Source organism: Salmonella sp. SAL4457, assembly GCF_046548235.1.
GTDB lineage: Bacteria > Pseudomonadota > Gammaproteobacteria > Enterobacterales > Enterobacteriaceae > Salmonella > Salmonella enterica.
The window spans coordinates 122,846-143,173 of the sequence record NZ_JBGDZO010000008.1; the positions used below are offsets into that span (position 1 = coordinate 122,846).

18 protein-coding genes and 2 pseudogenes are annotated in these 20,328 nt (G+C 51.1%); 12 read left to right on the forward strand and 8 right to left on the reverse strand.

The window, feature by feature from the left end; genetic code table 11:
- Positions 1 to 26 precede the first annotated feature (26 nt).
- From ACLJNW_RS20725 to ACLJNW_RS20740, 4 genes and pseudogenes are all read left to right on the forward strand, one after another.
- Positions 27 to 1,448 (forward strand): MFS transporter, encoded by a 1,422-nt coding sequence (locus ACLJNW_RS20725; protein ID WP_000064897.1) that lies wholly within the window; start codon positions 27 to 29, stop codon positions 1,446 to 1,448.
- A gap of 67 nt (positions 1,449 to 1,515) precedes the next feature.
- A complete protein-coding gene (gene ompL / locus ACLJNW_RS20730; protein ID WP_000838827.1) occupies positions 1,516 to 2,208 on the forward strand; it encodes a porin OmpL in 693 nt (230 codons plus the stop codon).
- Between the two features lie 156 nt (positions 2,209 to 2,364).
- A pseudogene (locus ACLJNW_RS20735) lies at positions 2,365 to 2,472 on the forward strand (cytoplasmic protein); the annotation flags it as partial.
- A pseudogene (locus ACLJNW_RS20740) lies at positions 2,473 to 2,544 on the forward strand (hypothetical protein); the annotation flags it as partial. It lies immediately after the preceding pseudogene.
- Between the two features lie 54 nt (positions 2,545 to 2,598).
- Here ACLJNW_RS20740 and typA read toward each other — a convergent pair.
- Entirely contained in the window at positions 2,599 to 4,422 is a 1,824-nt protein-coding gene (typA, locus tag ACLJNW_RS20745) for a ribosome-dependent GTPase TypA (protein WP_000572064.1), read from the reverse strand.
- A 375-nt stretch (positions 4,423 to 4,797) separates the two neighbouring features.
- On the opposite strand from typA, the gene glnA reads away from it, so the two are divergent.
- From glnA to ACLJNW_RS20765, 4 genes are all read left to right on the forward strand, one after another.
- On the forward strand, positions 4,798 to 6,207 hold the full coding sequence (gene glnA, locus ACLJNW_RS20750; RefSeq protein ID WP_001271699.1) for a glutamate--ammonia ligase: 1,410 nt from the start codon (positions 4,798 to 4,800) through the stop codon (positions 6,205 to 6,207).
- A 274-nt stretch (positions 6,208 to 6,481) separates the two neighbouring features.
- Entirely contained in the window at positions 6,482 to 7,531 is a 1,050-nt protein-coding gene (gene glnL / locus ACLJNW_RS20755; protein ID WP_000146194.1) for a nitrogen regulation protein NR(II), read from the forward strand.
- Positions 7,532 to 7,539: 8 nt separating this feature from the next.
- Entirely contained in the window at positions 7,540 to 8,949 is a 1,410-nt protein-coding gene (gene glnG / locus ACLJNW_RS20760; protein ID WP_001188783.1) for a nitrogen regulation protein NR(I), read from the forward strand.
- Positions 8,950 to 9,061: 112 nt separating this feature from the next.
- Positions 9,062 to 9,172 carry a YshB family small membrane protein gene (locus ACLJNW_RS20765; RefSeq protein WP_001578131.1) on the forward strand — a complete coding sequence of 37 codons (111 nt, stop codon included), beginning with the start codon at positions 9,062 to 9,064 and terminating at the stop codon, positions 9,170 to 9,172.
- Positions 9,173 to 9,261: 89 nt separating this feature from the next.
- Here the strand turns inward: ACLJNW_RS20765 and hemN are convergent, their stop codons facing one another.
- The 3 genes from hemN to ACLJNW_RS20780 all read right to left on the reverse strand — a co-directional run bounded on the left by hemN (position 9,262) and on the right by ACLJNW_RS20780 (position 11,682).
- A complete protein-coding gene (gene hemN / locus ACLJNW_RS20770; RefSeq protein WP_000003520.1) occupies positions 9,262 to 10,635 on the reverse strand; it encodes an oxygen-independent coproporphyrinogen III oxidase in 1,374 nt (457 codons plus the stop codon).
- 188 nt (positions 10,636 to 10,823) lie between these two features.
- A complete protein-coding gene (gene yihI, locus ACLJNW_RS20775) occupies positions 10,824 to 11,339 on the reverse strand; it encodes a Der GTPase-activating protein YihI (RefSeq protein ID WP_000743292.1) in 516 nt (171 codons plus the stop codon).
- 118 nt (positions 11,340 to 11,457) lie between these two features.
- Positions 11,458 to 11,682: a hypothetical protein gene (locus ACLJNW_RS20780; RefSeq protein WP_001541209.1), complete on the reverse strand. Its 225-nt coding sequence runs from the start codon at positions 11,680 to 11,682 to the stop codon at positions 11,458 to 11,460.
- A 239-nt stretch (positions 11,683 to 11,921) separates the two neighbouring features.
- Here ACLJNW_RS20780 and yihA point away from each other — a divergent pair, with 239 nt between their 5' ends.
- The gene (gene yihA / locus ACLJNW_RS20785) at positions 11,922 to 12,554 is read left to right on the forward strand and encodes a ribosome biogenesis GTP-binding protein YihA/YsxC (RefSeq protein WP_000183327.1); all 633 of its coding nucleotides are present in this window, start codon (positions 11,922 to 11,924) and stop codon (positions 12,552 to 12,554) included.
- Between the two features lie 334 nt (positions 12,555 to 12,888).
- Here yihA and polA read toward each other — a convergent pair whose 3' ends face one another.
- Entirely contained in the window at positions 12,889 to 15,675 is a 2,787-nt protein-coding gene (gene polA / locus ACLJNW_RS20790; RefSeq protein ID WP_000249972.1) for a DNA polymerase I, read from the reverse strand.
- A 387-nt stretch (positions 15,676 to 16,062) separates the two neighbouring features.
- On the opposite strand from polA, the gene ACLJNW_RS20795 reads away from it, so the two are divergent.
- Positions 16,063 to 16,971: an acyltransferase gene (locus ACLJNW_RS20795; protein ID WP_000196903.1), complete on the forward strand. Its 909-nt coding sequence runs from the start codon at positions 16,063 to 16,065 to the stop codon at positions 16,969 to 16,971.
- 12 nt (positions 16,972 to 16,983) lie between these two features.
- Here the strand turns inward: ACLJNW_RS20795 and dsbA are convergent, their stop codons facing one another.
- From dsbA to ACLJNW_RS20810, 3 genes are all read right to left on the reverse strand, one after another.
- Positions 16,984 to 17,607 (reverse strand): thiol:disulfide interchange protein DsbA, encoded by a 624-nt coding sequence (dsbA, locus tag ACLJNW_RS20800; protein WP_000725364.1) that lies wholly within the window; start codon positions 17,605 to 17,607, stop codon positions 16,984 to 16,986.
- Positions 17,608 to 17,623: 16 nt separating this feature from the next.
- A complete protein-coding gene (locus ACLJNW_RS20805; protein ID WP_000999264.1) occupies positions 17,624 to 18,610 on the reverse strand; it encodes a serine/threonine protein kinase in 987 nt (328 codons plus the stop codon).
- Between the two features lie 76 nt (positions 18,611 to 18,686).
- A complete protein-coding gene (locus tag ACLJNW_RS20810) occupies positions 18,687 to 18,956 on the reverse strand; it encodes a YihD family protein (RefSeq protein WP_000649858.1) in 270 nt (89 codons plus the stop codon).
- A gap of 69 nt (positions 18,957 to 19,025) precedes the next feature.
- Between ACLJNW_RS20810 and mobA the strand changes: the two genes are divergently transcribed.
- Both mobA and mobB read left to right on the forward strand, forming a co-directional pair.
- Positions 19,026 to 19,610 (forward strand): molybdenum cofactor guanylyltransferase MobA, encoded by a 585-nt coding sequence (gene mobA, locus ACLJNW_RS20815; RefSeq protein ID WP_023203730.1) that lies wholly within the window; start codon positions 19,026 to 19,028, stop codon positions 19,608 to 19,610.
- Positions 19,607 to 20,122 carry a molybdopterin-guanine dinucleotide biosynthesis protein MobB gene (gene mobB / locus ACLJNW_RS20820; RefSeq protein WP_072102867.1) on the forward strand — a complete coding sequence of 172 codons (516 nt, stop codon included), beginning with the start codon at positions 19,607 to 19,609 and terminating at the stop codon, positions 20,120 to 20,122. Before mobA ends, mobB begins: the two co-directional genes overlap by 4 nt.
- The last annotated feature ends 206 nt before the right edge of the window (positions 20,123 to 20,328 follow it).

Here is a 20,328-nt window from a genome sequence, read left to right on the forward strand (position 1 = left end):
CCTGCGGGGCGTTTTGAGAGGCGATTATGTCTAATCATGATCCGCTAACGCTAAAGTTGAGCCTGCGGGAAAAATGCGCCTATGGCGTGGGCGATTTCGGCTCAAATCTGATGCTGTGTATCGGTACGCTGTATCTACTGAAGTTTTATACCGATGAACTCGGGATGCCTGCATATTACGGTGGAATTATCTTTCTGGTGGCGAAATTCTTCACCGCTTTTACCGATATGCTCACCGGCGTATTGCTGGACTCACGCCGTAATATTGGCACAAAAGGAAAGTTTCGGCCTTTTATTCTGTATGCGTCATTTCCAGTCGCTCTGGTTGCTACTGCGCAATTCTTTGCCACTCACTTTACTTTACCCGTTAAAACAGCCTTCGCGACGGTGCTGTTTATGTTGTTCGGTCTGTTCTACAGCCTGATGAACTGCTCATACGGCGCGATGGTACCCGCTATTACCAAAAATCCGCATGAGCGGGCCCAGCTCGCCGCATGGCGACAAGGCGGCGCTACCATTGGCCTTCTTCTTTGTACCGTAGGTTTTATGCCCATTCAGGCGCTGTTTACCCGTTCCCCTTCGCTGGGTTATCTGATTGCAGCAGTCATCTTTTCGGTCTGCGGGCTGTTCAGCATGTGGTGGTGCTTTAGCGGGGTGAAAGAACGGTATATCGAAACCGTACCTGACACGCATAAACCCAGCATATTGAAGTCCTTCTGCGCGATTTTTCGTAATCCGCCGCTGCTGGTGCTCTGCGTTGCCAATTTGTGCACGCTGGCCGCCTTTAATATCAAGCTGGCCATTCAGGTTTATTACACTCAGTACGTGCTGAACGATATTCATTTGTTGTCATGGATGGGTTTTTTCAGCATGGGCTGTATCCTGATTGGTGTTTTATTAGTACCTGCTGCGGTAAAACGCTTCGGGAAAAAACAGGTTTATCTTGGTGGTCTGATATTGTGGGCCGTTGGCGATATCCTGAATTTTATCTGGGGTGGAACGTCATTCCTGTTTGTTATTTTCTCTTGTATCGCCTTCTTCGGTACCGCTTTCGTCAACAGCCTGAACTGGGCGCTGGTTCCGGATACGGTTGACTACGGTGAATGGAAAACGGGTATTCGCGCTGAAGGCTCGGTGTATACGGGTTATACCTTTTCCCGCAAAATTTCCGCTGCGCTTGCTGGCTTTTTGCCAGGTATTATGCTGACGCAAATCGGTTATATCCCCAACATAGCTCAAAGTGACACCACGTTGCTTGGTTTGCGTCAGCTCATTTTTTTATGGCCTTGCGGTCTTGCCATTATCGCAGCACTAACGATGGGCTTTTTTTATAAGCTCAATGAACAACGTTTCGCTTTTATTATCGAGGAAATTGCCCAACGAAAGAAAACAGGTAATCAAATTGTCGCGACTAATAATAAACAAAGTATTTCTACTGTAAATAATTAAACGACGCTTGCCGCTTTATCCATCCCGATGGATGGCGGCTTCCCTATATTTGAAAAATGGATTTATTATGAAATCTCTGAATACTCTAGTGATATTAACTTCAGTAATATCCACCTCTGTTTTTGCTGGCGCTTATGTAGAAAACCGTGAGGCCTATAACCTGGCGTCTGACCAAATGGAGTTTATGCTGCGCGTCGGCTATAACTCCGATATGGGGGCCGGAATTATGTTGACCAATACCTATACGCTACAGCGTGATGATGAATTAAAGCACGGTTATAATGAGATTGAGGGCTGGTATCCGTTATTTAAACCTACAGATAAATTAACCATCCAGCCTGGCGGGTTAATAAACGACAAAAGCATTGGTTCCGGCGGCGCCGTCTATCTGGATGTTAACTATAAATTTACCCCGTGGTTTAATCTTACGGTACGTAACCGATATAATCACAATAATTATAGTTCAACCGATTTGAATGGCGAACTGGATAATAATGACAGCTATGAAATCGGTAACTATTGGAATTTCATCATTACCGATAAATTTTCTTATACCTTTGAACCACACTATTTTTATAATATTAATGATTTTAATAGTAGTAATGGTACGAAGCATCATTGGGAAATCACCAATACCTTCCGTTATCGTATCAATGAACACTGGTTGCCCTATTTTGAATTACGCTGGTTAGATCGTAACGTGGGCCCCTACCATAGAGAGCAAAACCAGATTCGTATCGGGGCGAAGTATTTCTTCTGATATTATCGCCTCTATTTTCCGAATCTGCATCACAGCGGGTAGTTGTTCTGCCCGCTCATTCATCCTGAATCAGACTCCCGATATCCCGTCTCTAAGCGCCATGATAATATTCGCAAAGCGTTTTACCATATTCATGCTTATAGAGAAGGGAAACAAATGAATAAGCGATTTAATATTGATTGGGACAATGAATTAACCCAGGAACAGCTCATTAATTTGATTTTAACCGATGAAGATCTGCCAAAGCTTCGCTCACTGACCATTGTCATTGGTCGGCATAATACGCCAGCGATTGCTGATTTTTTGGCAACCTTATCCCTTTATCAATGTGAATAAAAAAACCCCGCCGAGTTTTCATTTCGGCAGGGTTTTTATCCGTAAGAACGTTAATTACTCTTCTTTCTGACCACGGTTCGCACGGCGGCGATCGTTTTCCGTCAGGTGACGTTTACGGATACGGATAGAGGTTGGGGTGACTTCTACCAGTTCGTCGTCATCAATGAACTCCAGCGCTTGCTCAAGGCTCATTTTAATTGGCGGAACCAGAATCACCGCTTCATCCGTACCGGACGCACGCATGTTGGTCAGTTTCTTACCGGTCAGGCAGTTTACCGTCAGGTCGTTGGAGCGACTGTGAATACCAATAATCTGGCCTTCATAAACTTCCGCGCCGTGACCCAGGAACAGCTTACCGCGATCCTGCAAACCGAACAGCGCAAACGCCACCGCTTTACCCTGACCGTTGGAGATCAGTACGCCGTTCTGACGCTGGCCCACTTCACCCGGACGAATATCGTCGTAATGGCTGAAGGTGGAGTACAGCAGACCCGTGCCGGAAGTCATGGTCATGAATTCTGAACGGAAACCAATCAGCCCACGGCTTGGGATCACGTAGTCGAGACGTACGCGGCCTTTACCGTCCGGATTCATGTTTTTCAGGTCGCCTTTACGCTCGCCCAGCGCCTGCATGACAGACCCCTGGTGCTGCTCTTCGACGTCCAGCGTCACGTTTTCGTACGGCTCTTGTTTACGACCGTCGATTTCACGGAAGATAACTTTCGGACGGGAAACCGCCAGTTCGAAACCTTCACGACGCATATTTTCAATCAGCACGGACAGGTGCAGTTCGCCACGACCGGATACACGGAACGCATCCGCATCTTCGGTTTCTTCAACGCGCAGCGCCACGTTATGCACCAGCTCTTTGTTCAGACGGTCAAGAATCTGACGCGAAGTCACAAACTTACCTTCTTTACCGCAGAACGGCGAGGTGTTAACGCAGAAGAACATAGACACGGTCGGCTCATCAACGGACAGCGCCGGCAGCGCTTCAACGTTCTGCGGGTCGCAGATGGTGTCGGAAATGTTCAGCTCGCCCAGACCGGTGATCGCAATGATATCGCCCGCTTCGGCGATATCGCTGTCGATACGCTCCAGACCCAGATGCGTCAGCACTTTACCTACTTTCGCGTTACGGGTTTTCCCTTCACTATCGATGATAGTGACCTGCTGGTTCGGCTTCACTTTGCCGCGTTTGATACGGCCAATGCCGATAACGCCAACATAGTTGTTGTAGTCCAGCTGGGAGATCTGCATCTGCAACGGACCATCGAGGTCAACGTCCGGCGCCGGAACATGATCAACGATCGCCTGATATAGCGGGGTCATGTCTTCCGCCATATCTTCGTGGTCCAGACCCGCGATACCGTTCAGCGCCGAAGCGTAGATGATCGGGAAGTCCAGCTGTTCGTCGGTCGCGTCGAGGTTAACAAACAGGTCGAATACCTGGTCAACAACCCAGTCAGGGCGCGCGCCAGGACGGTCAACTTTGTTGATAACCACAATGGGTTTCAGGCCATGAGCAAAGGCTTTTTTGGTCACGAAGCGCGTTTGCGGCATCGGGCCGTCAAATGCGTCAACCACCAGCAGCACAGAGTCAACCATGGACATGACGCGCTCTACTTCACCACCGAAGTCAGCGTGCCCGGGAGTATCAACGATGTTGATACGGTAATCATTCCATTTAATAGCGGTGTTTTTAGCGAGGATAGTAATACCACGCTCTTTCTCCAAATCGTTGGAGTCCATCACTCGCTCTTGAGTTTCGGCACGCGCGTCGAACGTACCGGATTGCTGGAGCAGCTTATCAACCAGGGTAGTTTTACCATGGTCAACGTGCGCGATGATGGCGATGTTACGCAAATTTTCGATCACAACTTTGCCTCAGGCATTAGAAATAGCGCGTTATTGTACACGGATTAATCGCACTACAAAACAGGATCACAAACATCCTCCGCAAACAAGTATTGCAGAGTCTCTTTGTGATCGCTTTCACGGAGCGTTAAAAGGGTGGCTTGCGTTCTATTGCACCAATGTGGTGCTTAATGTTCACATTGAAGCACTATTTTGGTGCAACATAGTCACCGTGGTGCAGCCCTTTTGCACGATGGTGCGCATGATAACGCCTTTTGGGGGCAATGTGAAAGTTGGCACAGATTTCGCTTTATATTTTTACGGCGACACGGCCAGCAGAATTGAAGATCTCGTTACCACGACGACCGACCATGACCAATCCGGGAGAGTACAAGTATGTCCGCTGAACACGTTTTGACGATGCTGAACGAGCACGAAGTGAAGTTTGTCGATCTGCGCTTCACCGATACCAAAGGCAAAGAACAGCACGTCACGATTCCTGCTCATCAGGTAAATGCCGAATTCTTTGAAGAAGGCAAAATGTTTGACGGCTCCTCTATCGGCGGCTGGAAAGGCATTAACGAATCCGACATGGTGCTGATGCCAGACGCATCCACCGCAGTGATTGACCCGTTCTTCGCGGACTCTACCCTGATTATCCGTTGCGACATCCTGGAGCCTGGCACTCTGCAAGGTTATGACCGTGACCCACGTTCCATCGCAAAACGTGCGGAAGACTACCTGCGCGCGACCGGTATCGCCGATACCGTCCTGTTTGGGCCGGAACCTGAATTCTTCCTGTTCGACGACATCCGCTTCGGCGCATCTATCTCCGGCTCACATGTGGCAATTGACGATATTGAAGGCGCCTGGAACTCCTCTACCAAGTACGAAGGCGGCAACAAAGGCCATCGTCCGGGCGTGAAAGGCGGTTATTTCCCGGTTCCGCCAGTTGACTCCGCGCAGGATATCCGTTCTGAAATGTGTCTGGTCATGGAGCAGATGGGCCTGGTCGTTGAAGCGCACCACCACGAAGTAGCGACCGCAGGTCAGAACGAAGTGGCGACCCGCTTTAACACCATGACCAAAAAAGCCGACGAAATTCAGATTTACAAATATGTCGTGCATAACGTGGCTCACCGCTTCGGTAAGACCGCGACCTTTATGCCAAAACCGATGTTCGGCGATAACGGTTCCGGTATGCACTGCCACATGTCTCTGGCGAAGAACGGCACCAACCTGTTCTCTGGCGACAAATATGCCGGCCTGTCTGAACAAGCGCTGTACTACATCGGCGGCGTCATCAAACACGCCAAAGCCATCAACGCCCTGGCGAACCCGACCACCAACTCCTACAAGCGTCTGGTCCCGGGTTACGAAGCGCCGGTGATGCTGGCCTACTCCGCCCGTAACCGTTCCGCCTCCATCCGTATTCCGGTGGTGGCGTCTCCGAAAGCGCGCCGTATCGAAGTTCGCTTCCCGGACCCGGCGGCTAACCCGTATCTGTGCTTTGCCGCCCTGCTGATGGCCGGTCTGGACGGGATTAAGAATAAGATTCACCCGGGCGAAGCCATGGACAAAAACCTGTATGACCTGCCGCCGGAAGAAGCGAAAGAGATCCCACAGGTAGCGGGTTCTCTGGAAGAAGCGCTGAACGCGCTGGACCTGGACCGCGAGTTCCTGAAAGCAGGCGGCGTGTTCACTGATGAAGCGATCGATGCGTATATTGCGCTGCGTCGCGAAGAAGATGACCGCGTGCGTATGACCCCGCACCCGGTAGAGTTTGAGCTGTACTACAGCGTTTAATCGTATATTAAAAATCCGACAAATTTCGCGTTGCTGCAAGGCAGCAACTGAGCACATCCCCAGGAGCATAGATAGCGATGTGACTGGGGTAAGCGAAGGCAGCCAACGCAGCAGCAGCGTGAAAGGCGTCAGGAGTTTTTGAGTTGCCGTGGAAACTTTCAGCCCATCCCAGGATGGGCTTTTTTCTCCACCAACAATCTGATCTCACGCGCTTTTTAGTGGTAAAAAGCTATAATGCACTAAAATGGTGCAACCTTTTCCAGGAGACTGCTGAATGGCAAGCGGCATACAGCCCGATGCTGGGCAGATCCTCAATTCGTTAATCAACAGCGTGCTGGTGGTCGACGACGCGCTGGCAATCCATTACGCCAATCCTGCCGCGCAGCAGTTGCTCGCGCAAAGCTCACGCAAACTGTTCGGGACGCCGTTACCTGAACTGTTGAGCTATTTTTCGTTAAACATTGACCTGATGCGCGAAAGTTTAGCGGCAGGGCAAGGCTTTACCGATAACGAAGTGACGCTGGTGATTGATAGTCGCTCGCATATTCTCTCTTTGACCGCCCAACGTCTGCCCGACGATTTTATACTGCTCGAAATGGCGCCGATGGATAACCAGCGTCGTCTGAGTCAGGAGCAGTTGCAGCACGCGCAGCAAATCGCCGCCCGCGATCTGGTGCGCGGTCTGGCGCACGAAATCAAAAATCCGCTCGGCGGCCTGCGCGGCGCGGCGCAGCTACTCAGCAAGGCGCTGCCCGACCCGGCGCTAACGGAATATACCAAAGTCATCATTGAACAGGCCGACAGGCTACGCAACCTTGTCGATCGTTTGCTGGGGCCGCAGCACCCGGGAATGCACATTACCGAGAGCATACATAAAGTCGCGGAGCGCGTGGTGGCGCTGGTGTCGATGGAACTGCCGGATAATGTCCGGCTTATCCGCGATTATGACCCCAGTTTGCCAGAACTGCCGCACGACCCGGAACAAATTGAGCAAGTACTGCTGAATATTGTCCGCAATGCCTTGCAGGCGCTGGGGCCGGAAGGCGGCGAAATTACGCTGCGTACCCGTACCGCCTTCCAGTTAACGCTGCATGGCGAACGCTATCGCCTGGCGGCGCGTATAGACGTTGAAGACAATGGGCCGGGCATTCCTCCCCATTTACAGGATACGCTGTTCTACCCGATGGTCAGCGGTCGCGAAGGCGGCACCGGGCTTGGGTTATCTATCGCCCGCAATCTTATCGATCAACACGCCGGCAAAATTGAATTTACCAGTTGGCCGGGGCATACCGAGTTTTCGGTTTACCTGCCGATTCGGAAATAGAGGTGTTTATGCAACGAGGAATAGTCTGGGTCGTCGATGATGATAGTTCCATCCGTTGGGTGCTTGAGCGTGCTCTCGCCGGGGCAGGGTTGACCTGTACCACCTTTGAGAATGGTAATGAAGTACTGGCTGCGCTGGCCAGTAAAACGCCGGACGTCTTGCTGTCGGATATCCGAATGCCGGGAATGGACGGGCTGGCGCTATTAAAGCAGATTAAACAGCGTCACCCGATGCTTCCGGTCATCATTATGACCGCGCATTCCGATTTAGATGCCGCCGTGAGCGCCTATCAGCAGGGGGCGTTTGATTATCTGCCTAAACCGTTTGATATTGATGAAGCCGTCGCTCTGGTCGAGCGCGCGATTAGCCACTATCAGGAGCAGCAGCAGCCGCGTAATATCGAGGTTAACGGCCCGACAACAGACATGATAGGCGAAGCGCCCGCCATGCAGGATGTGTTTCGCATTATTGGTCGGCTGTCGCGTTCTTCGATTAGCGTGCTGATTAACGGCGAATCAGGAACCGGTAAAGAACTGGTCGCCCATGCGCTACATCGCCATAGCCCACGCGCCAAAGCGCCGTTTATCGCGCTCAATATGGCGGCCATCCCGAAAGATTTGATTGAATCCGAACTGTTTGGCCATGAGAAAGGCGCTTTTACCGGGGCGAATACCATCCGGCAGGGCCGTTTCGAGCAGGCTGACGGCGGCACGCTGTTTCTGGACGAAATTGGCGATATGCCGCTGGATGTCCAGACTCGTCTGTTACGCGTGCTGGCTGACGGACAGTTCTACCGCGTGGGCGGGTACGCGCCGGTAAAAGTGGATGTGCGCATTATCGCCGCCACCCACCAGAACCTCGAACGACGCGTTCAGGAAGGGAAATTCCGCGAAGACCTGTTCCACCGCCTGAACGTGATTCGTATCCATCTTCCGCCGTTGCGCGAGCGCCGTGAGGATATTCCGCGCCTGGCGCGCCATTTTTTGCAGGTCGCCGCCCGTGAATTAGGTGTGGAAGCCAAATTATTACATCCGGAAACCGAAACGGCGTTAACGCGCCTGGCATGGCCTGGTAACGTGCGTCAGTTAGAAAATACCTGCCGCTGGCTCACCGTCATGGCCGCCGGACAGGAGGTATTGATCCAGGATTTACCGGGCGAACTGTTTGAAGCCTCGACGCCGGATAGCCCGTCCCACCTGCCGCCGGATAGCTGGGCTACATTACTGGCACAATGGGCGGACCGCGCCTTGCGATCCGGTCATCAAAACCTGCTTTCTGAAGCGCAGCCAGAACTGGAGAGAACGCTACTGACCACGGCATTACGCCATACGCAGGGTCATAAACAGGAAGCCGCCAGGCTGCTCGGTTGGGGGCGAAACACCCTAACGCGGAAGTTGAAAGAGCTGGGAATGGAGTAAACATTACCCGCGAGTGTAAAGATTAATAATTGAGCGCAAAACGCTGCTATTTTGCGCTTTACTGTTCCGATGAGTTCAGTATGATCATGCCCGGCAAACGGGGGGATTCATTATGTTAGAATCTATTATTAATCTGGTATCGAGTGGAGCGGTCGACAGCCACACGCCACAAACTGCGCTAGCCGCCGTGTTGTGTGCCGCGCTGGTGGGACTGTTCAGCTGACAATGTGCCGGATGGCGCTAATGCTTATCCGGCCTACAGGTTGTCGCAACGTGTAGGCCTGGTAAGCGCAGCGCCACCGGGCAACCCGGCTAAATGACGCGCGAGAACTGCTGCATCCGCGCTTTCTGGCGCAGATACGCGTCAAAGCACATGCAGATATTGCGGATCAGCAAACGACCTTTCGCCGTCACCTGAATTCCCTTCTCGCTAATATCCACCAGCCCATCTTTCGCCAGCGGCGACAGTAACTGCAAATCTTCGGCAAAATACTCAGCGAAATGCAAACCCCACTGCTGTTCGACAGCGTTAAAATCCAGGCGGAAGTTACAAATCAGCGCCTTGATAACATCGCGACGAATGCAATCATCACGGGTCAGCGTAATACCACGCCATAGCGCATTGCCCCGCTCATCCACTTGCTGGTAATAACGCTTCAGCTCTTTCTGGTTCTGCATGTAGCCATCGCCAATCATGCTGATAGCAGAAACCCCCATCCCCAGCAGATCGGTATCGCCCTGGGTCGTATAGCCCTGAAAATTACGGTGCAGCACGCCTTCGCGCTGCGCGACGGCCAGTTCGTCGTCCGGACGGGCAAAATGGTCCATCCCGATAAACTGATAACCGGCCTGAGTAAGCGATACGATGGTCTCCTGCAAAATATCCAGTTTCTGCTGCGCACTGGGTAAATCGGCATCTTTAATTTTACGCTGGGCGGCAAAAAGCGTTGGCAGATGCGCATAGTTAAAGACGCTCAAACGATCGGGGTTCAGCTCCGTCACACGCTTCAGCGTGAAAGCGAAGCTTTCCGGCGTCTGTTTCGGTAGACCGTAGATCAAATCGATATTGGTCGAGGTAAAGCCGATATCGCGGGCGTGATTAAGCAGCGCAAAGATGAATTCTTCATCCTGCTCGCGGTTAACCAGGCGCTGCACCTCTTTATTAAAGTCCTGCACGCCCATACTCAGGCGGTTAAAACCTTCCGCACGTAAATGATCGAGCACATCCAGCTCAATTTCACGGGGATCGACTTCGATCGAGATTTCCGCGTCAGTATTAAAGTGGAAATTTTCACGCAACAGCGTCATTAAGCGGCTGATTTGCGCTTTATTCAGGTAAGTAGGCGTACCGCCGCCCCAGTGAAGCTGGCTGACATGACGGTCTGCAAACAGCGGCGCGCGATGGCGAATTTCCTGCTCAAGCGCGTCAAGATACTGGTCAGCTTTATGCTGTTGGCGGGTGACAATCTTGTTGCAGCCGCAGAAATAACACAACTTGTGACAAAACGGGATATGCACATACAGCGAGAGCGGACGTTCAGGATAACGCGCCACAGCCTGCAAGAATGCGGCGTCCTCGAAGTCTTCAGAAAACTCCAGCGCGGTTGGGTACGAGGTATATCGTGGCCCGGAATAGTTATATTTCTGGATCAGGGCCAGATCCCAGTCTATTTGCTGTTCAGACATGCTCACTCCTTCCGATGGCGTCTCTGGCGGGTACGGCGTACCGGCTTCACGCCATGACGGGCGGCAAGCCGGCTGCGCAGCCATTTCTGTCGCCGCGACAATCGCTGTAGTTTAACGAATAACCACACCAGATAACATATAACCGGAAGGGTTATAAGCAGGACGGGCAAGCCCACGGTGTAAACCCGTTAGTTGCCGCCTCTTAGCAGGCGCATCATATCTTCCTGCTTCTCGTCCTCTTCGTCGTCTTCTTCGTCGTCATCGTAAGACAGACCAAGCTTCTGCATCAGTTCATCAATACGATCCAGTTTGGCATCTACCCAGGCTTGATCTTCCGCACTCAGGGTTTCGCCCGCTTCCAGACGTTCTAACAGCGCATCCAGGCGCTCATCCGTTTCCAGTAAATCCAACTCCGCCTGCGGTGAAAGCATAGGTTTCTCACTTTTCGGTTTATGCTGTTGGGTCACTTTTTCAGTCACGCCCAATGGAACAGGTGTTTTACTGCCAATACGTGGATCTTTTTGTTGATTCTGATTGCCGCCGCCCGAAGCGGAATTGCCGCCCGCCGCGCGACTTCCCGGCGCATGACCGCGATGTTTTTTCAGGCGTTTACGGTCGCGCGCCTCCTGGTTTAACTCTTCACGCGTTTTACGACGCTGTTTGCCAAAGGCTTTACTGCGCGGTGCAGAGGTTGGTTTTTTCATGATGTCAGATCTTTAAGCCGTTTTATTCAGTATAGAATTGAGGCGGAATCTAGCAGAAAGCAAGCAAAGAAAAAAGGCGACAGAGTAATCTGCCGCCTTTTTTCTTGACTCACGACCCTTAACGGGTTCCACCATCCCTGTTGGCTATCAACACGCCCTGTTTTTCCCTTAGCCTGGAACATTCCATGTTGTTTCCATTTCCTTTTACTAACGTCTCCGGACGTTTGTCTTCCTGACAATCCTGTGTCTTCGCCTCCTGGCGCTCCTGACCCTCATCCTGAGTCGTTGATCCTGTTAGCGTCCTCGCTATGTGCATTACTTTACTCTTTTGGGGTAAACTCACAAGATACCGACACGGCAAATCCCTTTTTTTCAGACAATTACCTTTCTATAAATTCATGATTTAACTATATTAACTGGCTTTTAGCGTGACAACGACTCTGTCATGTCGCATAAGTGCAATGGACAATGTCTCACAAAGCGTATGGCTTTTGCTTACAGCACCGACGCGCCGAAAAATCCGTCTTTTGCTGGCGTTCAGGTATAATCGCCACAATGCTTTGACTGACGGAGACGACCGCTTTGACTAACCTGAATTATCAACAGACGCATTTTGTGATGAGTGCGCCTGATATTCGCCATTTACCTTCCGATTGCGGAATTGAAGTGGCTTTTGCTGGCCGTTCCAATGCAGGCAAATCCAGCGCCCTGAACACATTGACCAACCAAAAAAGCCTGGCGCGCACCTCTAAAACGCCGGGCCGTACCCAATTGATTAACCTGTTTGAAGTCGTAGATGGCAAACGGTTGGTCGACCTGCCGGGCTATGGCTACGCGGAAGTCCCGGAAGAGATGAAACGCAAGTGGCAACGCGCGCTGGGGGAATATCTGGAGAAACGTCAAAGCCTACAGGGCTTAGTCGTTTTAATGGATATCCGCCATCCGTTGAAAGACCTCGACCAACAGATGATCCAGTGGGCTGTAGAGAGCAATATCCAGGTTCTGGTTCTGCTGACCAAAGCGGACAAACTGGCCAGCGGCGCGCGCAAGGCGCAGTTGAATATGGTACGTGAAGCCGTGCTGGCTTTTAATGGCGATGTGCAGGTAGAAGCGTTTTCCTCGCTGAAAAAGCAGGGAGTGGATAAGTTACGTCAGAAACTGGATAGCTGGTTTAGTGAACTGGCACCGGTCGAAGAGATTCAGGACGGGGAATAATCACCCGCTATGCCGGATGGCGCCGCTGCACGTCTTATCCGGCCTACGGTGTGAGCGAAACTTTTCTTGCGCACAATAAAAAACGCCCCAGTCATAAACTGACTGGGGCGGCTAAAATATTCAGCCAAATCCGATTACGTGAAGTAAAAGGTCTGAAAGATAGAACATCTTACCTCTGTACCCTACGCGAATAACTTTACTCTTTTTTGAGCAACACAGAAAGACCTTTTCGTAATTTTTTTTCATTCTTTACATAGGGAATTCTAATACCCATCACAAAACCCCCGTGCTTATGTTGCTTAATTACGAAAAAAGCGCGTTATTCCTTAAATGCTTAGTGCGCTTGATCCCAATTTTCTCCGCTACCGACTTCCACCAGCAACGGCACATCAATACGCGTGCAGTTTTCCATCAACTGATGGATACGTTTTGCTACCGCATCTAAGTCGTCTTTATGCACCTCGAACACTAATTCATCGTGTACCTGCATAATCATCCGCACGCGTGGCTGCTCGGCCTGTAGCCAGGCATCGACGGCAATCATGGCGCGCTTGATGATATCGGCAGCCGTTCCTTGCATGGGAGCATTGATCGCCGCGCGTTCCGCCCCCGCGCGCCGCGCCGCGTTGCTGGATTTAATATCCGGCAGGTAAAGGCGGCGCCCCTCCAGAGTTTCCACATAGCCTTGTTCTTTTGCCTGAGCGCGGGTGCGCTCCATATATTCCAGCACGCCAGGATAGCGTTCGAAGTAGAGATCCATATACTTCTGCGCCTCTTTACGCGGAATATTAAGCTGGCGAGAAAGACCGAAGGCGCTCATCCCGTAAATCAGGCCAAAGTTAATGGCTTTCGCACTTCGGCGCTGTTCCCCGGTCACGCTATCCAGCGGCAAGCCAAAGACTTCCGCCGCCGTTGCGCGGTGAATATCTTTCCCTTCGGCGAACGCCGTGAGCAGCCCTTTATCACGGGAAAGATGCGCCATAATACGCAGCTCAATCTGTGAATAGTCCGCAGACACGATGAGATAATCCTCAGGCGCAATAAATGCCTGACGAATGCGGCGGCCTTCTTCATTGCGCACCGGAATATTTTGCAGGTTCGGATCGGTGGACGATAAACGTCCCGTCGCCGTTACCGCCTGATGATAGGACGTATGGACGCGCCCGGTTTTCGGGTTAATCATCAGCGGCAGCTTATCGGTATAGGTGGATTTTAGCTTCGCCAGACCACGATACTCCAGAATCACTTTCGGCAGCGGATAGTCCAGCGCCAGCTCCTCCAGCACCTCTTCCGACGTTGACGGCGCGCCGCCAGGCGTTTTCTTCAACGGCTTAATACCCTGCTTTTCAAACAGGATGGTCTGCAACTGCTTCGTCGAGGACAGGTTGAACGCCTCGCCCGCAATGTCATGCGCTTTCTTTTCCAGTTCCGCCAGACGTAGCGTGATTTCTTCCGAATGTTTGTGCAGGACGGCAGGATCGATTTTTACGCCATTGCGCTCAACGCGTGACAGTACCGGCACCAGCGGCATTTCGATGTTTTCGAAAACATTCAGCGGGCCTTTGTGCTGCTGGAGCTCTGGCCACATTTTGAGATGCAACTGTAACGTGACATCCGCATCTTCTGCCGCATAGCGCCCCGCTTCCTCCAGTGCGATCTGGTTAAAGGTGAGCTGGTTTTTACCTTTACCGGCAATGTCTTCAAAGGTGATAGTTTTGTGCTTCAGCCAACGATCGGACAAGCTGTCCATATCATGGCGTCCGGCGACGCTGTTCAGAATGTAAGACTCAAGCATGGTATCGAAGGCGATACCGCGCAGCTCAATACCGTAATTTTGCAAGACGCCGCGATCGTACTTGAGGTTTTGCCCCACTTTGCGCACTTTTTCATCTTCCAGCAGCGGCTTCAGCAGTTCCAGAGCACGCTGGCGGGAGATTTGATCCGGAGCGTCCAGATAATCATGTGCGACAGGTACATACGCGGCAACGCCAGGTTCGATGGCAAACGAGAGGCCCACCAGGTTGGCGGCGATATTATCCAGGCTGTCGGTCTCCGTGTCGAAAGCAAAAACTGGCGCTTTTTTCAGCTTTTCAATCCAGCTTTCCAGCGTAACGTCGTCCAGAATAGTGACATAATTTTCATAAGAGAGCGCCGCTGCCGGTTCGCTGGGCGATTCATCAATAACGACCGTTTCCTGCGGTTTGGCCGCCGGTTTCGCGCCCTTTGCCTGTAGCCACTTACCTGACTCGACGTCCGCCGTCCAGCGCTTAAACTCATATTTTTTAAACAGGCCCAGCAGTTCATCCGCAATCGGCTGCTGCACTTCAAGCTGTTCGCAGGTCAGCTCCAGTTCAACATCCGTTTTAATGGTGGCGAGTTTATAAGACAGGTACGCTACGTCTTTATTCTGCGCTAATTTACCGGCCATCGTTTTGGCGCCGCGGAAAGTGAGACCGGCAATTTTTTCCGGCTCGGCGTACAGCGTATCCAGGCCGCCCAATCCCTGAAGCAAGGCTTGCGCCGTCTTCTCACCCACGCCTGGCACGCCTGGAATATTATCCGAGGAGTCCCCCATCAGCGCCAGAAAGTCGATAATCAGCTCAGGCGGCACGCCGTACTTATTAACGACTTCATCCGGGCCGAGGATGGTGTTAGTCATGGTGTTGATCAGCGTAATATTCGGCGTCACCAACTGTGCCATATCTTTATCGCCGGTGCTGATTAATACCGGACGCCCCACCTTCTCCGCTTCTCGCGCCAGTGTACCGATAACGTCATCCGCTTCTACGCCAGAGACCGCCAGCAGCGGTAACCCCATGGCTTTAACCATGGCATGTAACGGCTCTATTTGCGCTCGCAGATCATCCGGCATCGGAGGACGATGCGATTTGTAATGTTCAAAGAGCTCATCACGGAAGGTTTTTCCTTTGGCGTCAAACACCACCGCAGCATGCGTCGGCTGATACTGCATGATCAGGCTGCGCAACATGTTGAGGACACCATACATTGCGCCCGTAGGTTCTCCCGCGCTGTTGGTTAACGGCGGAAACGCATGATAGGCGCGATAGAGATAGGATGAGCCATCTACGAGAATAAGTGGGTTTTCTGGGATCTGAACCATAATGTCCGTGCCTGTTTAACAGATTATGGTTAAAGGATGCCACATACAGGAGGAAAACTTGAGTTTTTCGCCGCATTTGCGGAAAAGTTTTGTCGATCTTCAGGATCGCTCGCAAAACAACCTGTGGATAACTTTGTGTGTAAATTCTTACCATTACTTTAAAATCAGCGCGATAGCCTTCTCACCTTAATAATTAACCATTATTTTCAATGAGTTGTTAACATCACGTTTTTCTGATTATCTGATTCATGCCGTTATCATAATGTGGATAGTTGTTACGAGTGTTTCTATTTCACTCAGCGCCATCATTAGCATCGTTTTCTGATAGAATCAGCCTCTTGCGCCCTTTTCGCGCACCGTTTATGGCTAACTTTTGAATAATTTATTATGACGAGAATACTCGCGGCTATCACGCTCCCATTGAGTATCGTATTGACCATCCTGGTCACTATTGTTTGCTCAGTACCGATCATCGTTGCCGGTATGGTAAAGCTTCTTTTGCCTGTTCCCGGTATCTGGCGCAAGGTCTCCATTTTCTGCAATTTCATGATGTATTGCTGGTGTGCTGGTCTTGCAGCGCTGTTACGCCTTAATCCGCACTTGCAATGGGATGTAGAAGGGTTAGAAGGGCTGAGCAAGAAAAATTGGTATTTACTGATTTGTAATCACCGCAGCTGGGCCGATATCGTTGTGCTTTGCGTTCTGTTCCGCAAGCATATCCCAATGAATAAGTACTTTCTTAAACAGCAATTGGCCTGGGTGCCGTTCATCGGCCTGGCGTGCTGGGCATTAGATATGCCGTTTATGAAGCGCTACTCTCGTAGCTATCTGCTCCGCCACCCCGATCGACGTGGCAAAGATGTTGAAACAACTCGCCGCTCTTGCGAGAAGTTTCGTCGGTATCCCACCACTATCGTTAACTTTGTTGAAGGCTCGCGATTTACGCATGAGAAACGTCAGCAAACGCATTCACCCTATCAACATCTGTTGCCACCAAAAGCAGCCGGTATTGCAATGGCGATTAATGTTTTAGGCTCACAGTTCGATAAGCTGCTTAATATTACGTTGTGTTACCCAAACAACGATCGCCACCCCTTCTACGATATGCTAAGCGGTAGGCTGACGCGTATTGTTGTTCGGGTGCAACTGGAATCCATAAATGAAGAACTGCACGGCGATTACGTGAACGACAAAACATTCAAACGCCGTTTTCAACGTTGGCTTAATACGCTGTGGGATAAGAAAGATATACAGATAGAAGAGATTAAAACATCTTATAAAAACGCCGGTCAGTGACCGGCGTTCTTTTTATTTTTTATCAACCAAATATTTCACAGTATCAGCATACTGCTGAACAAAAACATCCATGCTGCTGGTATCCATGCCTTGTGGGTTAATCTGGTATTTGCCATTGACGAACATCGCCGGAACGCCCTGCAGTTGCAGGTCAGCCGCGGCTTTCTCCTGTTGCGCAACCAGTGATTTCACCACGAAGCTGTTCCATGCCGCATCGTAATCTTCGCCCTTGACGCCCGCATCAACGAACACTTTACGGATATCCGCGGCAGATTGTACTGTCTGGGTTTTCTGTACGGCTTCAAACAGCGGGACCGTGACTTTATCTTCTACACCCAACGCCATCGCCACCGCCCATGCCTGGGTGAGCTCCTTGCCCAACGGCCCCAGGAACTCAACGTGGTACTTGGTCATTTTGGTGCCTTCCGGCAGCTTTTTCTTCACATTGTCAGACACATGAAGCACTTCTTCAAACTGATAACAATGTGGGCAGTAGAAGGAGAAAAACTCCAGTACCTGGGGTTCGCCAGCGACCGGTTTATCCAGCGTGATATACTGTTTACCGTCGCTGATCTGTGCTGCCGAGGCGCTAAAAGCTAAAACCATACCAGCCAGCGCCAGCCAAATCTTTTTCATGATCAACTCTCTCCGATTAATACATTGGCGTTAATTGTAAAGGGGGTTCGTGCAAAATTTTAGTCTGCTCAATAAAAGTCGTTGTCTGTCGCTGCCAGTAATCTTCCCCTGTTAACCAGGGAAAGTTTTTTGGAAACGCAGGATCGCCCCAACGACGAATCAACCAGGCAAGATAATAAACTAAACGCATGGCGCGTAAAGGTTCAATGAGACCAATTTCAGCCGTATCGAACTCACTAACTTCTTCATAAGCTTCAATAATGGTTTCAAGCTGCATTCGCTGTTCGGCTTTGTCGCCGTTCAGCAGCATCCATAAATCCTGTATCGCCGGGCCGTTACGGGCATCATCTAAATCGACAAACAGCGGTCCATCACGCCATAGAATGTTGCCGGCATGACAATCGCCGTGCAATCGCAGCGTGGCGAAATCGGTGCGCCAGCATTCGGTAACTGCAGACAGTAGAGTATCAGTGGCTTTCAGGAAAGCCGCTTTTTGCCCGGAGGGAATCAGTGCGGCATCTTCGAATACCTGGCGAGGTTCAAAAAGATACTCTGCAAGCCCAATGTCAGGCCGGAAAGTGAAAGGACGTTTTCGCCCCGTCTGATGCAATCGGCCAAGATAACGCCCTACCGCCTCCATCTGATCGATATTGTCTGCTTCAAACTGACGACCGCCTACGCTGGGGAAAATGGCATAATGATAGCCCTGATGCGCTAACAGTGTCTGGCCATTAAACGCGAGCGGAGCAGCAACCGGAACCTCATCCTTCACCAGTTCAAGCGCGAATTGGTGTTCTTCCCGAATTTGATCAACAGACCAGCGTTCAGGACGATAAAACTTAACGACAAAACGTCGACGGTCTTCATCCTGAAACTGATAGACGCGGTTTTCATAACTGTTTAGTGGAGTCAGCCCGGAATCCACCCTGATCCCCTGTTCAAACAGCGCATCCATGATGGTTTCCGGGTGTAGCGTCTGGAAAGTAAAAGCGTTGTCGTTCATCCCATCATCCGGAAAATACTACGAATGATTCAGGATATCATTTCGTGGCGATTTCGGTGGCGCCGCTTACAAGGTTTTACTCTTTAATAACGCCGCGGGCGCGTAAAAGCGCCGTTTTAAAGTCCTCTTCATAGTCTTTTTGAATCCCTGGAATGGCGGCGTCTTTGGCGGAATCGCGCATTTTCAGATGGTAGATCAGGATATCATCAGTTAAATCTTCCAGTTTGCCGTCAAAACCTGACTCTTTCGCCAGTTTCTGCAAAAATTGCGTCAGATTAAGATCAGGCTCTTTCTGCCAGGCTGGCTGGAGGAGTTCAATGACTTCATTCAGGCGTTTACATTTCATAGCTGTGCTCCTTATTCTTGATACAGACACGGTAGCAGGGTCAATCCCACAATAAAAGAGGCGATATCGGTGAATCTGGATGAAGTAATAACCGGCGTGGTGCTGGCAGGCGGTAAAGCCCGGCGGATGGGAGGTGCGGATAAAGGTCTGCTTGAACTGAACGGGAAACCGCTCTGGCGACACGTTGCCGACGCGCTCGCGCCACAACTTGCAACGGTCGTCATTAGTGCTAATCGCCATCTGGATATCTACCAGGCCAGCGGCCTGAAAGTCATTCCGGATTCAATCGCTGACTTTCCCGGTCCGCTGGCGGGTATGCTTTCCGTTTTTCAGCAGGTAGCAAGCGACTGGTTTCTGTTTTGTCCCTGTGACAATCCCTGTATCCCCCACAACCTGGTCGATCGTTTAGCAACGCAGCGTCATGGCGCACCCGTGGTTTGGGTTCATGATGGAGAGCGCGATCATCCAACGATCGCGTTGATTAATCGTGCCGTTGAGCCCCAGTTGACAGCTTATTTGCAAGCAGGCGAGCGGCGGGTAATGATTTTTATGCGCCAGGTAGGCGGACACGCCGTTGATTTCAGCGATTGTAAAGAGGCATTTGTGAACGTCAACACGCCGGAGGAACTCGCGCAATGGCAAAAGAGACCATGATACCGCTACTCGCCATTGCCGCGTGGAGCGGCACGGGAAAAACAACACTGCTGAAAAAACTGATCCCAGCACTTTGTGCGCACGGTATTCGGCCAGGGCTGATTAAGCATACCCATCATGATATGGATGTTGATAAACCGGGTAAAGATAGCTACGAATTACGTAAGGCCGGGGCGGCACAGACGCTGGTTGCCAGTCAGCAGCGCTGGGCGTTAATGACTGAAACGCCGGGGCAAGAAGAGTTGGATCTGGCATGGCTGGTGAGCCGGATGGATGCATCAAAGCTGGATATGGTGCTGGTAGAAGGGTTTAAACACGAGGCAGTTGCGAAGATCTTACTTTTTCGTCAGGGATGTGGGCACAGCGAGGAGGAATTAATTCTTGATGAGCATGTTATTGCGGTTGCCAGTGATATTCCACTTGCCGTAGCGGTACCCGTTTTGGATCTTAATGATGTATCGCAGATTTCTGTCTTCATTTTGCGGTGGTTAGAGAAAGCACGTTCCTTGTAGGCCGGATAAGGCGGAGCCGCCATCCGGCAGTGCCGGTTGCCTGATGGCGCTGCGCTTATCAGGCCTACATTTTTACAGTTACCACACACGCAAAAAAGCCCGTCCGTCAGGATGGGCTTCTTCACTAAATTGATGCCTGGCAGTTCCCTACTCTCGCATGGGGAGACCCCACACTACCATCGGCGCTACGGCGTTTCACTTCTGAG

Coding starts and splice junctions, on each gene's coding strand:
- ACLJNW_RS20725 (WP_000064897.1), top strand. CDS start 27: ATGTCTAATCATGATCCGCTAACGCTAAAGTTGAGCCTGCGGGAAAAA.
- ompL (WP_000838827.1), top strand. CDS start 1,516: ATGAAATCTCTGAATACTCTAGTGATATTAACTTCAGTAATATCCACC.
- glnA (WP_001271699.1), top strand. CDS start 4,798: ATGTCCGCTGAACACGTTTTGACGATGCTGAACGAGCACGAAGTGAAG.
- glnL (WP_000146194.1), top strand. CDS start 6,482: ATGGCAAGCGGCATACAGCCCGATGCTGGGCAGATCCTCAATTCGTTA.
- glnG (WP_001188783.1), top strand. CDS start 7,540: ATGCAACGAGGAATAGTCTGGGTCGTCGATGATGATAGTTCCATCCGT.
- ACLJNW_RS20765 (WP_001578131.1), top strand. CDS start 9,062: ATGTTAGAATCTATTATTAATCTGGTATCGAGTGGAGCGGTCGACAGC.
- hemN (WP_000003520.1), bottom strand. CDS start 10,635: ATGTCTGAACAGCAAATAGACTGGGATCTGGCCCTGATCCAGAAATAT.
- yihI (WP_000743292.1), bottom strand. CDS start 11,339: ATGAAAAAACCAACCTCTGCACCGCGCAGTAAAGCCTTTGGCAAACAG.
- polA (WP_000249972.1), bottom strand. CDS start 15,675: ATGGTTCAGATCCCAGAAAACCCACTTATTCTCGTAGATGGCTCATCC.
- ACLJNW_RS20795 (WP_000196903.1), top strand. CDS start 16,063: ATGACGAGAATACTCGCGGCTATCACGCTCCCATTGAGTATCGTATTG.
- dsbA (WP_000725364.1), bottom strand. CDS start 17,607: ATGAAAAAGATTTGGCTGGCGCTGGCTGGTATGGTTTTAGCTTTTAGC.
- ACLJNW_RS20805 (WP_000999264.1), bottom strand. CDS start 18,610: ATGAACGACAACGCTTTTACTTTCCAGACGCTACACCCGGAAACCATC.
- ACLJNW_RS20810 (WP_000649858.1), bottom strand. CDS start 18,956: ATGAAATGTAAACGCCTGAATGAAGTCATTGAACTCCTCCAGCCAGCC.
- mobB (WP_072102867.1), top strand. CDS start 19,607: ATGATACCGCTACTCGCCATTGCCGCGTGGAGCGGCACGGGAAAAACA.